This window comes from Algoriphagus sp., assembly GCF_029254265.1.
GTDB lineage: Bacteria > Bacteroidota > Bacteroidia > Cytophagales > Cyclobacteriaceae > Algoriphagus.
Window position 1 is genome coordinate 1 of sequence record NZ_JAQWXX010000112.1, and the last position, 13,219, is coordinate 13,219.

Here is a 13,219-nt window from a genome sequence, read left to right on the forward strand (position 1 = left end):
TTTGGATAGATTGGACTTCCCATCCATCCTCTAAATTGAGCAGGGTTGTGAAAAAATTCTCCGTAAACATTTTTTTGCTTAAAAATAGCTATTCCATTAAATTCGTGGTAGAACCAAAATAATTAAAAGCTAATGTCAATTACTATTTCAAAAACTCGCCTTCAAGGCAAGGTTAAAGTTGGTGGTGCAAAAAACAGCTCGTTGCGACTTTTGGCAGCATCATTATTAACTTCCGAAACTTTATCTTTGGAAAATTTTCCTAATGGTTTGCTCGATGTGCAAGTTCATTTGGAAATGCTTGGTGTATTAGGTAAGAGAATCTCAACATTTGAAGATACAGTAACTATCTCTGAAGATTTTGGAGTAAAAAGTGTTTTGGAGTGGAACGGCAGATCTATCAGGAACACACTATTAATTCTGGGTGCTTTAACCACAAGAACAGGAGAAGGTAGAGTTCCACTTCCCGGTGGATGTAAGCTTGGCGAACGAAAATTTGATCTTCATGTAATGCTATTGGAGCAACTTGGAGCAGAGGTTTGGGAAGAAGACGGATACTTATGTGCTAAGGCAAAAGCGGGTCATTTGATTGCTAATGAAATACACCTTCCTATTCGGTCAACTGGTGCGACTGAAAACTCAATAATAGCTGCTTCCATAGCTCGGGGTACCACTACTTTGTACAATCCTCACATTCGTCCAGAAATCATTGACTTGGTCACTATGCTCAATAAAATGGGTGCCAAAATCCAAGTTTTTGGTCAAAAATGTATTGTTATCGAAGGGGTAGAAGGATTAAGTGGGGTTAAGCACAGTGTTATTCCGGATAATATGGAGGCATTAACTTGGGCCATTGGATCTGTAATTACCAATGGCGATGTAGAGATTGAGAATTTTCCCTTTGATCACTTGGAAGTACCCTTAATTTTTTTGGAAGAAAGTGGGATGAAATTTTACAAAGGCGAAAACTCTTTAATAGTAAGAGGGGGAACTCCGTACCCTGTTGAAATTAGCACTGGTCCGTATCCCGGCATTAATTCTGATATGCAGCCCTTATTTGCAGTGTATGGCGCATTATCCAAAGGGGAGTCAAAAATTGTCGATATGAGGTTTCCCGGTCGTTATGCTTACGCAAATGAATTGAACAAAATGGGGGTTAAAACTGAAGTAAGAGGAGATCTCTTAGTAATTCACGGAGGAGCGCCATTAAATGGAGCTACTGTCAAAGCGTTGGACTTACGAGCAGGAATTGCATTGCTGTTGGCAGGAATGACTTGTGAGGAAGAGGTAGTGATAGAAGATGATTGGCAGATTAGGCGTGGTTACGAATATTTGGACGAGAAACTAATTCAATTAACTAAATAAAAATGATTCAATTAATATCTGTTTTGAAAGAAGATATTAAAAACCATGGAGGGGAAAGTTTTTCTCGATCTCTTCTTATTTTATTTTTTAATGTCTCTTTTCGTCTTGTTTTAAACTATAGAATAGGTAGGTTTTTGCATGAAAGAAGAAATTCATTTTTTTCTTTGATAATATTATTTTTAAAAAAAAGGCAATTAATCAGATATAATTGTGACATATCCTATCAAGCTAAAATTGGAAGAAGGATTTTATTTCCTCATCCTTTGAGTATTGTTATAGGAAATGGTGTCGAAATAGGTGATGACGTAATGATTTGGCAAGGTGTTACGCTTGGATCTCATGGCAAATCAGGCGATGATGATAAAGGTTATCCATCCATTAGGAATTGTGTTAAGTTGTTCACTGATTGTAAAGTATTAGGACCAATTGAAATAGGAGAATATTCTCGAGTTGGCTCATCAGCGCTAGTTACTAAAAGCGTGTTAGCCTCTCATTTTGCATTTGGAATTCCTGCAATTACAAAAAAAATAAGAAATTAAAATTATGCTTCCTAGTTTTATTGTTGCAGGTATCATGAAGAGTGGTACAACTTATTTAGATAATTTAATCAGAAGGCATCCTCAGATTTTGATGCCTGAAAGGTCAATGGACTTGAGTTTTTTTGATAATGATGAAATTTGGAAAAATGGAATTTCATGGTATGAAAAAGCCTTTATTCCTTTTGAAGAAATGGTTGGAGTAGTAGGTCAGACATCTGCTGATTGCGCATTTAACCCTGGAAGCATAGAGCGTATCAAAAATACGATTCCTGATGTGAAATTGATTTTTGTAATACGGCATCCTATCGATCGCCTTTATTCACACTATTGGCATCAAGTGTCCATGGGTAGGGAAATTTATTCATTTGAGAATGTAATTGAATATGAATCTAGTAGAGTAAAAAAAAATTATTACAATTTCAAAATGTATTCTTATTTAGCTCGTAGCAAATATGCTTCTCAGTTTGAAAATGTATATCGACATTTTGAGAAAAAAAATGTTATGATCATTCCATTTGAATTGCTTACGACAAATGAGTTTAATCTTTTGAATTTAGTATTTGATTTTCTAGGCGTAGATAAAATTAAAAATATAAATGAAGTTAAAAGCGAAACTACCAAGAAGAATAAAGCCAGCATTCCTCAAAATAGATTGGCTATAAAAATAGCCTATGGTTTGCAGAAATTTGGTATGGTAGGAGCTAGTCGTAATTTTTTAAATCGTTTTAGAATGGAACAAAAACCTCCTGAGATGAAGCTTGCTACTAGGGGAAAGCTTGAACAATTACTAAAGAGCGATCTTATTTTTTATCATGAAATCTTGGATGAATATAAATTAAAGTTAAAAGATAAGTCGGTTTATTGATGAGAACTATTGTTCAAGACTTAATAAGTATATTCAGATCTAAGGTTATTATTATTTTTGCTGGTCTGTTAACTGCTGTCATTGTTGCTAGGAGTTTAGGGCCTGAAATGAATGGAATATTAGCTTCTATTTTAGTATATCCAAGTTTATTTATAACATTTGGTGCATTAGGTGTTCGTAAGTCTTCAGCTTTTCTAATTGGTAGAAAAATGGCTGATGAAGAAGTTGTTTTTAAATCCATTATTCATCTTTGGATATTTAGTAGTATTTTTAGTGTACTTGTTTCCTTTGGATTAGTGTACTTTACGTTAGCTAATAAGCCTTCACTTGAGTTGATCATGCTTTCTATATTACCTATTCCTTTTTCACTTTTAAACACGTATTTATCAGGAGTTTTTTTGGGAAATAATCAAATAAAAGAATTTAATGAGGTTAATTGGATACCCAATGTGACCACATTAATTTTTACATATTTTCTTGTGTACGTGTTGAAATTGGAACTTGTAGGTGTATTGTTGGCTCAAACCTTCGGACAAGGGGTTATGAGTGGTATCCTTTTTTGGAAAATAGGTGCTTCAAAGTTGTTTTCCTTCAAATTCGATTTGGTTGTAATTAAAAGCATTTTAAAACTCGGCATCGCTTATGCGATTGGATTACTAATCGTAAATATGAATTATCGGTTCGATGTGATTATATTAGAACAGATTTCCACCCCTTTTGAAACAGGAATCTATAGCAAAGGGTCAGTATTAACTCAATATTTATGGCAAATTCCAATGTTGTTAGGGACGATTGTTTTTGCCAGAAGCGCAAGTGCTACCGATAAGAGATCATATTCCTTGAAGGTATGTCAATTGCTTAGATTATCTTTATTGGTGATTGTCTCTTGTAGTTTAATATTAATCTTACTCGCAAAACCTATAATTTTACTCTTATTTGGAGATGCATTTTTAGCAAGTGTTGATGTTTTGAAAATGCTGATGCCCGGAGTTGCCTTGCTTACGATTTTTATTGTTTTAAATATGGATATTTCAGGTCAGGGTAAACCTTTGTTTTTGGTTAAATCCTTGTTACCTGCTTTAATTGGAAACATTATTTTGAATATCTTATTAATCCCTAAATATGGTGCTCTAGGGGCTGCATTTAGTTCCTCCATAACCTACACATTGGGAGCCATACTATTTGTGTGGCATTATTCAAGATTTACAAAAATTAAATTGACTGAAATCTTATTCTATAAGAAGGAGGATTTTATGCTTATACTCGGTGTTCTAAAAAAATATAAAATTATACCAACTAAATGAAAATTATTGAAAATTTTGATCTTACTCTTTTTAATAGTTACAAGATTACTGCATTTTGTAAACGAGCTTTTTTTCCGGAATGTATAGAGGACTTTAAAGAGATTTTCTCAAAATATAATTTTGGGGATAATAAGATTATTATTGGAGGAGGCTATAATTTGATCCTTTCAAAAGATTATTATGAGAATGATTTTATTTTAATTGGAGAATCTTTTGCGTCATTAACTATTGATGACCTTTCAGAAGGCATTATAGTTGGCGAGGCGGGTGTGTCCACCCTGAAGTTGAGCAATTTTGCTTTAGATAATGGTCTTTCAGGGCTAGAGACTTTTTATGATATACCAAGTTCCTTAGGAGGCGCAGTGGTTATGAATGCTGGAGCAAGTGGTGAAGAGATTAAAGATATCTTGGTCAAAGTCGAATATCTTGACAGAGCAGATATGAAAATCAAAGTGATAAGTAAAGAGGATATAGGGTTTAAGTATCGAAATAGTTTTTTTCAATCGAATACAGATAAGGTAGTATTAAAGGTCTGGCTTCAATTGGAAAAAGGGATTCCTTCTAAGATCCTGGAAAAAATGGAATCAATTAGGGCTTCACGTTGGGCAAAGCAACCACGAGATTTTCCCAATGCAGGTAGTGTATTTAAAAGGCCTAATGGATTTTATGTTGGGCCTATGATCGATGATCTAAAGTTAAAAGGATTAACAATTGGTGGTGCACAGATATCTGAAAAACATGGTGGTTTTATTATTAATATAGGAAATGCTAGTGGGGATGATGTTCTAGCGATTATTAGTATTGTTCAAAAAAAGGTTAAAGATAAATTTGGTGTTGACTTAGAGGTTGAACAAAGAATTATTTAAATTCTGTATTTATTCATGTTATTTTTTAGAGGTTTGATTTATAGTAAAGATATGTTTAATGAAATCTAGAAATTTCAGTTTTTATTTAATGTTCTTAATATCTCCCATAGTTATGATTTTCTATGGGTTTTTAAATAAAGATATTAAAACCAAAAAAAGTATTTTCATCATATTTATATCGATTTATGGCTTTACAGCATTTTTTGAAGAAGGTACTGATGCATCAAGACACCTTTTAAATGTTGCTAATCATTATAGTTCTTTAGGATTTGAAGAATTTTTTAATGAGTCTATTGCAATTTTTAATTTTCAACCAAATGAAAATACTAACGATGATATTTTTATACATATTCTTTCTTTTTTAGCAGGTTATTTTAATTCGCCTAGGCTTTTGTATTTTCTAGTGTCTATTATCTATGGTTTTTTTCTAGTGGAGTCTATATTTCTAATCCTTCAGCGATTTAAAGACGAAAATAGGGGTTTTCTACTCTTTTTTTTTATATTATATTTTGTCTTATGGAAGAATGTTGAAGGCATTAATTCCATTCGAAATCATACGGGAGCATGGGTCTTATTTTATGGAATATTAAATTATTTAGAAACTAAAAATAAAAAGTTTCTTTTTTTTGTATTTTTATCAATTTTAATTCATTTCCAATATTTCTTAATAGTAGTACCAGTTTTGATTGTTACACTTACAAGGCTTCCAAAATTTTTTTATTTAATACTATTTGTTGCTTCTTTTATTTTTTCTATCCCCAAATCAGCCATTGTCCAAAATATTAGCAATACTGAACTAGGGCAGAATAAATCAAAATCCTATATTAAAGATGATGATTATTTGAATAAAAGAGATCAGATAAAATTTGCGAATACTCGATTTTATACAAATGTTGCTAAAACTAATTTAATATATTTTTCTATTCTGAGTGCTGCTCTTATTATAATTTTTTCAGGTATTTATTTTAATAATATGAATTCATTTGAGGGAAGTTTGTTTTCCATTGGATTGTCCATGATTTCTTTAGCAAATATTCTTGAAGATATTCCTGCTGTCTATAGTCGGATTTATTCAAATGCCGGTTTATATGTATTAGCTGTTTTTGTTCTAGTAATTCAAAATAGGAGTTTACATAATGGTTTTTTACCTAAATTCATCATTAATTTATTATTATATTCTTTAGTTTTATTTTGTTTGTCAGTTTTAATTTTTAAAATTAGTTTGTTACTTACTTATTCTAGTATTTTTTTGTTTTGTGCTCCATTTTTTGCCTTAATTATGGGGAATGAAGTTAATATATCAATTAGGGAAGTTTTAGGCTGGTTTTTGTAAAAATCCATTAAATTTATATTTTGTTATGAATATTTTATTAATTATTTATTCAGCAGGTAAAGCGAGTGGTGGTCATTATCATTCCTTGGACCAGTTAAGCAAGGAGCTTGGTAAAGGAATAAAATTAAATGTTGTATCATTTGGGCCTGTTTCTAGTCCTGTTCTTACTAGTAATCCGTTCTTTAAATACCATATACCATTTGCTGGAATATATAACTTATTATCACTATTTAAACATTTAGGAAAATTGATTCGCAGCGAATCAATTTCCTTGATTCATTGCTTCGATACTGAGTCCTTAAATTGGATGTTGATTCTGCCCAGTACTTTTAAAATACCTATTGTTTTAAACAAATGTGGTGGACCAAATCCTTTGAGAAAGAATTGGCAGCATGCTGATTCCATAATACTTTTTAGTAAGGAGAATTTTAATTGGTTCGATTCCAATATTCATTATAATGCAAATGACTATCATCTGATTCCTAATAGAGTAACTAAATTAGATCTTTTGCCCATTGAAAAAAGGACTTTAACAAAAGATACTAGTAAAATTAATTTTATGAGGGTTAGTAGGTTGGGAGGAGCTTACGAAAAAACGCTTTGGGATACATTAAAAATGATAAACGTTTTAAATGATAAATTTCCAGTTCACTTATACATTGTTGGTAGAATTCAAGATGAAATCAGATTTTCGAAATTTGTTGACGTAATAAATAGAGATAATCTTCCAGTCACCATTATTACAGACGATCGAGCGAGTAGAGGAGCTGATTTTTTGTATTTGGCGGATTTTGTGATTGGAACTGGCAGAAGTTTTATGGAGGCTCTTTCTCTGGGGATTCCTTCCTTAACTCCAGCGGTAAATATGGATTGGCCTGTTCTGGTGCTAAAGGAGAACTTTAATCAATTATTTAGTTCTAATTTCTCTGAGAGAAGTGTTGCTGATTCCAGCTCAAAAATAAATAATGAAAATAGGATTGTTAAGTTGTTGTTAGATAATCAGTCTTACTTATTGGCTCAAGAAGAAGCAAATTTGCTTTTTCAAAATTATTTTTATTTAAAAGGTGTTGGAGAAAAATACTTTGATGTTTATAATCGTGTAATAACTAAGGAGAGAAATAGAATAAAATTAATAATTAAAAATCTATTATATATAATAAAGACAATTATATCAAATTGAATAAGAAAGGTAATCATCCAACCATATACTATATAGCAGGTGCAGGTCGTTCAGGTAGCACGTTATTAGATATTACAATAGGGAATCTATCTAACCATCACAGTCTTGGTGAGCTCATTTTTTTTGTTGAGAATGGCCTGATTAAAAATGAGTATTGTTCATGTGGACAGCATGTACGATCTTGTTCGTTTTGGAACGAGGTAGCAATTAAATGGGAAGCCAAACGAATCTTACCAATAGATGTTTACCAAAAGACCCAAAAGGAATTATTAAGAAACAAAAATACAATTAAAAACCTTTTTTATAGTTTTTTTCCCACTGTTTTGCAACGAAGTTATTATTTAGATCAAGCAACGCTTTATCAAACTCTTTTTAAAGAAAGTGGTAATCCTGTTTTGATTGATTCATCTAAGAACGCTCAGTACATACTTGTACTGAGAAGGCTCCCTGTCAAGTTCAAGATTTTACATCTTACTAGATCTTTCAGTGGAGTATTAAACTCAACTAAGAAAGAATTTAAGAAAGATCCTTCGCAAGGGCTCGAGCGAGATATGCATCCTCAGTCCTTTCAATATTCACTTGCAATTTGGCTCACCGATAACCTCTTAACTTGGCTTTTTGCATTGGGTAAGCCATATCAGAGGATAAGGTATGAGGAATTGATTGATGGACCTGAAGTAACTATCGCTAAAATAGGAGTACTAGAAAGTGATGAGGTTAACTTGCTCATCAATAGAGGGCCTTTATTGGCTCCCCATCTGGTAGCTGGGAATAAAATGCGGATGCAAAATGAAATATATATTCACTCTTCTAGAACCATCGAGAAAAAAAGTGAATTGAATTCTTGGCTAAATTATTTCTCCAATCTAATTGATCTTATATTTTATTGGTAATTCCCGTAATTGTCCAAAATGATACCAGTAAGCTTATTTTTTTCTTTTTCTTGGATTTAAAAAAGCTGACTGATTAGCCTAAAATTTAAAGTAAAAATTGCTATTACTACTTTAACATAAATATTACTTAAATTTATAACATTTTATGTTGATTGAAGATTTTAACGATTCTAAAAAACTTGTAATTGTTTTTCCAGGTTTGAATGGTAAAATTAATTCCCCAGATAATATTTTTTTTCTCTCTGCTGGTTTGGCTAATTATAATAAAATTATTATTTACGACCGAACTTTATGTTTAACCTTATCTGGAATAGATTCCTTTTTTTCATCATTTAATGAAATGATTTATTATTTAAAGACTAAGTCAAAAAAATACAAAGAAATTCTTGTTACTGGGAATTCTGGGGGAGGTTTTACGGCAATTCTAGTTGGTTATTTGATTAATGCAGATAAAGTAGTTGCTTTTGCTCCTTATACTTATCTGGATAGGGAAACTGTAATATTGCGAAATGATCCTGGCATTCTTTCAATGAAAAGGATTTTTAATAAAATTGAAAATATAAAGGATCCAATCGATAAATTTAAAAATCTCAATAATCTACTTGAATTTTACAATGGTAAAACAAAATTTTACATTCATGTTTCTAGATTTAATAAGTGGGATAGTAGGAGAGCATCAGAATTATTAGGTAAACCAGGCGTAAAGATATTCTATCATCCTTTTAAAAGTCATGCAATTATAAGTTCATTAGTAAATTCCGGATTGCTTTCTTCGTGTTTTAATAATAATTTATTTAGTTATAATAAAAATAGAAAGAAATTAGTAATAGAAATTTTTAATGATTTAATCTATAAAGAATTAAGTCGTTTTGTTTTTAAATTCAAGTCCAAAGTAAAACGCCTGTTTAGGCTAAATATTAAATAAAATGTTTGAAAATTTTTCTCGAAATTTAAGTAATGTTCCAGGCTTTAGGACCAATCGCAAAATTGTAGTTTTAGAGTCGGATGATTGGGGTAGTATCCGAATGCCATCTAAGCAAGTTTGTGACATTTTGGTTTCTGAGGGAATAGCTGTTAATGAGAATTTTTTCACAGATAATGATGGACTAGAAACCAATGGAGATTTAGAGGCATTGTTTTCGGTTTTGGCTTCTGTCAAAGATAAACATGGACGAAGTGCTGTCATGACTCCATTGGTGATTATGGGAAACCCAAACTTTGAGGCGATCCGAGAAAATGGTTTTACTCAGTATGTTTTTGAGCCATTCACATCGACTTGTTCAAAATATGAAAATTCAGATCGGTTACTGGCATTGTGGAAAGAAGGACTAGACAATCATGTCTTTGTTCCTGAATTTCATGGTAGGGAGCATTTAAATGTTAATAGGTGGATGAAAGGATTAGAGAAGAAACTTCCCTCTACTATGAGGACGTTTGACTTAGCGCTCACGGGATTACATGTTCATATGGCAAATGAGGAGAGAGGTGATTATCAAGCTGCATTTGATATAGATGAATTGTCAGAGCTAGATTATTTAAAAGATGTTTTGACGGAGGGTATTGCGTTGTTTAAGGATTTATTAGGATATCAGGCCCGTTATTTTGTACCAACCAATGGCCCCTTTAACACCGGTCTTGAAACTCATTTAAAGAATTTGGGTATTGATTTTATCAATGCTGCAAAAATCCAAATAGAACCCATTGGTGCTGGTAAGACAAAGAAAAGGTTTCACTATTTGGGGCAAGAAAGTAAAAGTAAATTAGTCTATTTAACAAGAAATGTGATTTTCGAGCCTTCGAAACCCAACTATAGTTCATGGGTAGATTCAGCCATGAAAGAAATTGAAATCGCCTTTAGGTGGAAGAAGCCTGCAATACTATCTAGCCACAGAGTTAATTATGTAAGTAGAATTCATGAATCCAACCGCGACAAAGGACTAAAAGATCTACATCATTTATTGATATCTATAACTAAAAAATGGCCTGATGTAGAGTTTTTTACGTCAGCTGAGCTTGGGCAGCTAATGCAGAAATAGAATGGTGGATCAATTTAAGCGATATATCCAAAATCTTCCTGGCAAATCTACCGATAGGCAACTTTTGGTTATTGAGTCTGATGACTGGGGAAGTATTCGAATGCCAAGTGCTGCAGTTATTCAAGACTTACAGAGATTAGGTGGAAAGCCTGAAAATGATCCCTACTTGAAATTTGATTCCTTAGCAAGTGAATCTGATTTACAAGCACTGTTTGAGGTGTTAACTAGTGTAAATGATAGTCAAGGTCGTCCTGCTGTTTTGACTGCCAATAGTGTGATGGCTAATCCTGATTTTGAAAAAATTCAGAAAAACGGGTTTGAACAATACTTGTGGGAGCCATTTACAGAAACCCTGAAAAGGTACCCGTCTCACAGTGGTTCGTTTGATCTATGGAGGGAAGGAATGGACAATAAAATTTTTCGTCCTCAATATCATGGTAGAGAACATTTGAATGTATATCAGTGGATGGAGGGATTAAGAAGTGAAGACTATTGGCTATCGCGTGCGTTTGAAAGGCAAATGATTAGTGTCAGTTCGGAACCCAGTAAAATGCGATTTGGCTATATGGAGGGTCTAGATTTTTTCTCTACCGAGGAGCAAGGGAATAAAGGGGAAATACTCGAACAGGGTATGGAGGTGTTCAGGAAGTTATTTGGCTATACTTCCCTTTCATTTATTGCAAATTGTTATATATGGGATTTCAGTATTGAGAAGTCGTTACACACTATGGGGGTTAAATATTTGCAGGGTATCACTAATCAGCTTGTTCCGATATTAGATGATGATGGGACACATCGGCATGTTTATAAGAGCCATTATTTCGGTCAAAAGAACACTTTGGGACAACGTTATCTAATACGAAATGCGTTTTTTGAACCAAGTCTTGACCCTCAGTTTGATTGGGTGAGTGATTGTTTGAAGCGAATCAAAATTGCATTCCATTGTAAAAAGCCAGCTATTATTGGAAGTCATAGGTTAAATTATATTGGATTTATAGAAGAAAGTAACAGAACAAAGAATTTAGCTCAACTTAAAATTCTACTTAAGGAAATTGTGAAGTGTTGGCCTAAAGTAGAATTTATAGCTTCAGATGAACTTGACACTATTTGGGACTAACCTTTAAAATGAATAAGAAAAAAATTCTTTTTGTAATTCCATCACTTGTTGGAGGAGGTGCTGAAAATGCATTGATTAAGTTGTTAAGAGCATTTAATTATGAGAAATATTCCATTACGCTTTTGGTGGTGTGTTATCAGGGTGTTTATGTAAATCAAGTACCTGTAGAAGTAGATGTTCGCTACTTATTCACCAATGATAAGACTGTTCGTATTTTAGCATATTTACAAAAGAAATTTGGTTTCATATGGCCATTAAAAAGAGCTTTTCTGAATAAACTTGACACTGATTACGACACGGCGGTTTCTTATTTGGACAGTAATTTTACTGATCTATTGTTATTTCTAAGACCCAAAACAAAGAAAGTCACATGGGTTCATTCCTCTTATGTTTCAAATAAAAACTTCAATAAGTTTTATCAAAATGAAGCTTATCGACAGCAAGTGATTCGGCAACGCTACAGTCAACTTGATACGATTGTATTTGTGTCGAATGACGCCATGCGCGAGTTCACTGAAGTGATGGGTGTATTTCCTGATATGAGAGTAGTTTATAATCTTTTCGACGAAGATGATATTCGCCGAAAAGCAGATTTACCTATTCTGACTCTCGATGAACCTCTTTTTACGTTTGTTGCAGTGGGTAGCTTGATTCCGGTTAAGGGATATGATTTACTAATAGCTGCGGCCTCGCTTGCAACAAAACAAGGGTTTCGCTTTCGTGTTGAAATAGTAGGAAAAGGTCATCAAGAAGCATTCTTGAAAAATGAGGTCAAAAGACTTGGATTAGAAGAAACTGTAATATTTCTGGGTTATCAGACAAATCCATTCGCATATATCAATAGAGCTGATGTATTTGTTATGACTTCAGTATCTGAGGCTTTACCAAGTGTATTGTGTGAAGCGCTAATTTTGGGGAAACCTGTTTTAATAACAGATACTCCAGGATGTAGGGAGGTAATTGAATTTGGAAAATATGGAATGATGACTTTAAGAACAGCAAGAGCCTTTGCAGATAAGATGATGGAATGCATGAATGATTCAAATACAGTGAAGCACTATACCGAATTGAGCAAGCTTAAGGGTAAGGAGTTTCAAAAGAATGATATCCTTAAAGATTTTTATGCTATTATATATTAGTCTAATAAGTTGAATAATTCTCAGTATTCAGATAGGTATTTTTGTGTGAATTGAGTCAACTTGAGTTTAAAATAGATATTTATGGACAAGGTTTTTTAAAAGAATTACTGCTGAGTCAAATTCAGAAATTGGGTTTAGATCAGTATGTTTCACTAAAAGGCTTTGTTAAGAATCAGTGTCTAATAATTGCCGCGGAGGATGTATTTATGATAACTTCTATTTCTAAGGCAATATCAATGATTCTATGGAAAGGAGTTTTATTAGGCAAAAGAACTTTAGCGACCAATTGTATTGGTTGTCTAGAAGTGAGGGATTACTGCGAATTTGGCTTGATGGTAGAATAATATCCCAAATCAATCGCGGAAGGCATTAGGAAATTTATTTGAATGTTGAATATGTCAATCAATCTAAATTAGAAGCAGGTGAACGAGCTTTGGTTTTTTAGAATAAAATAATTATTTTTAATAAAGGTTCTACCACGAATTTAATGGAATAGTTATCTTTAAGCAAAAAGATGTTTACGGAGAATTTTTTCACAACCCTGCTCAATTTAGAGGATGGATGGGAAGTCCAATCTATCCAAAC

General features: G+C 32.8%; 13 protein-coding genes. All 13 read left to right on the forward strand.

All coding sequences use genetic code 11. The features are described 5' to 3' along the window. Positions 1 to 132: 132 nt before the first annotated feature. The 13 genes from P8O16_RS17280 (at position 133) to P8O16_RS17340 (ending at position 12,978) form a co-directional block, all read left to right on the forward strand. Entirely contained in the window at positions 133 to 1,362 is a 1,230-nt protein-coding gene (locus P8O16_RS17280) for a UDP-N-acetylglucosamine 1-carboxyvinyltransferase (RefSeq protein WP_300316703.1), read from the forward strand. Positions 1,363 to 1,364: 2 nt separating this feature from the next. Beyond that, the gene (locus tag P8O16_RS17285; protein ID WP_300316704.1) at positions 1,365 to 1,901 is read left to right on the forward strand and encodes a hypothetical protein; all 537 of its coding nucleotides are present in this window, start codon (positions 1,365 to 1,367) and stop codon (positions 1,899 to 1,901) included. Between the two features lie 4 nt (positions 1,902 to 1,905). Further along, entirely contained in the window at positions 1,906 to 2,766 is an 861-nt protein-coding gene (locus P8O16_RS17290; protein WP_300316706.1) for a sulfotransferase, read from the forward strand. Then, complete coding sequence (locus tag P8O16_RS17295; protein ID WP_300316707.1) at positions 2,766 to 4,070, forward strand: polysaccharide biosynthesis C-terminal domain-containing protein; 1,305 nt, start codon at positions 2,766 to 2,768, stop codon at positions 4,068 to 4,070. The genes P8O16_RS17290 and P8O16_RS17295 overlap by 1 nt, the downstream gene beginning before the upstream one ends. Next, entirely contained in the window at positions 4,067 to 4,936 is an 870-nt protein-coding gene (murB, locus tag P8O16_RS17300; protein WP_300316709.1) for a UDP-N-acetylmuramate dehydrogenase, read from the forward strand. The genes P8O16_RS17295 and murB overlap by 4 nt, the downstream gene beginning before the upstream one ends. A gap of 58 nt (positions 4,937 to 4,994) precedes the next feature. Continuing rightward, entirely contained in the window at positions 4,995 to 6,269 is a 1,275-nt protein-coding gene (locus P8O16_RS17305) for an EpsG family protein (protein ID WP_300316711.1), read from the forward strand. A gap of 25 nt (positions 6,270 to 6,294) precedes the next feature. Continuing rightward, positions 6,295 to 7,449, forward strand: coding sequence for a hypothetical protein (locus P8O16_RS17310; RefSeq protein WP_300316713.1), 1,155 nt, complete (start codon positions 6,295 to 6,297; stop codon positions 7,447 to 7,449). Continuing rightward, positions 7,446 to 8,342, forward strand: a complete 897-nt coding sequence (locus P8O16_RS17315) for a hypothetical protein (protein ID WP_300316715.1) — start codon at positions 7,446 to 7,448, stop codon at positions 8,340 to 8,342. Before P8O16_RS17310 ends, P8O16_RS17315 begins: the two co-directional genes overlap by 4 nt. Before the next feature lie 145 nt (positions 8,343 to 8,487). Then, a complete protein-coding gene (locus P8O16_RS17320; RefSeq protein ID WP_300316717.1) occupies positions 8,488 to 9,267 on the forward strand; it encodes a hypothetical protein in 780 nt (259 codons plus the stop codon). A gap of 1 nt (position 9,268) precedes the next feature. After that, the gene (locus P8O16_RS17325; RefSeq protein ID WP_300316719.1) at positions 9,269 to 10,378 is read left to right on the forward strand and encodes a hypothetical protein; all 1,110 of its coding nucleotides are present in this window, start codon (positions 9,269 to 9,271) and stop codon (positions 10,376 to 10,378) included. 1 nt (position 10,379) lies between these two features. Next, on the forward strand, positions 10,380 to 11,495 hold the full coding sequence (locus P8O16_RS17330; protein WP_300316721.1) for a hypothetical protein: 1,116 nt from the start codon (positions 10,380 to 10,382) through the stop codon (positions 11,493 to 11,495). A gap of 8 nt (positions 11,496 to 11,503) precedes the next feature. Continuing rightward, entirely contained in the window at positions 11,504 to 12,634 is a 1,131-nt protein-coding gene (locus P8O16_RS17335) for a glycosyltransferase (RefSeq protein ID WP_300316723.1), read from the forward strand. Positions 12,635 to 12,684: 50 nt separating this feature from the next. Next, on the forward strand, positions 12,685 to 12,978 hold the full coding sequence (locus tag P8O16_RS17340) for a hypothetical protein (protein WP_300316724.1): 294 nt from the start codon (positions 12,685 to 12,687) through the stop codon (positions 12,976 to 12,978). Positions 12,979 to 13,219 lie beyond the last annotated feature (241 nt).

Excerpts from the sequence above, each read along its gene's own strand:
- P8O16_RS17285 (WP_300316704.1), top strand. The coding sequence starts at position 1,365 with ATGATTCAATTAATATCTGTTTTGAAAGAAGATATTAAAAACCATGGA.
- P8O16_RS17335 (WP_300316723.1), top strand. The coding sequence starts at position 11,504 with ATGAATAAGAAAAAAATTCTTTTTGTAATTCCATCACTTGTTGGAGGA.
- P8O16_RS17280 (WP_300316703.1), top strand. The coding sequence starts at position 133 with ATGTCAATTACTATTTCAAAAACTCGCCTTCAAGGCAAGGTTAAAGTT.
- P8O16_RS17320 (WP_300316717.1), top strand. The coding sequence starts at position 8,488 with ATGTTGATTGAAGATTTTAACGATTCTAAAAAACTTGTAATTGTTTTT.
- P8O16_RS17295 (WP_300316707.1), top strand. The coding sequence starts at position 2,766 with ATGAGAACTATTGTTCAAGACTTAATAAGTATATTCAGATCTAAGGTT.
- P8O16_RS17290 (WP_300316706.1), top strand. The coding sequence starts at position 1,906 with ATGCTTCCTAGTTTTATTGTTGCAGGTATCATGAAGAGTGGTACAACT.
- murB (WP_300316709.1), top strand. The coding sequence starts at position 4,067 with ATGAAAATTATTGAAAATTTTGATCTTACTCTTTTTAATAGTTACAAG.
- P8O16_RS17310 (WP_300316713.1), top strand. The coding sequence starts at position 6,295 with ATGAATATTTTATTAATTATTTATTCAGCAGGTAAAGCGAGTGGTGGT.
- P8O16_RS17330 (WP_300316721.1), top strand. The coding sequence starts at position 10,380 with ATGGTGGATCAATTTAAGCGATATATCCAAAATCTTCCTGGCAAATCT.
- P8O16_RS17325 (WP_300316719.1), top strand. The coding sequence starts at position 9,269 with ATGTTTGAAAATTTTTCTCGAAATTTAAGTAATGTTCCAGGCTTTAGG.
- P8O16_RS17305 (WP_300316711.1), top strand. The coding sequence starts at position 4,995 with ATGAAATCTAGAAATTTCAGTTTTTATTTAATGTTCTTAATATCTCCC.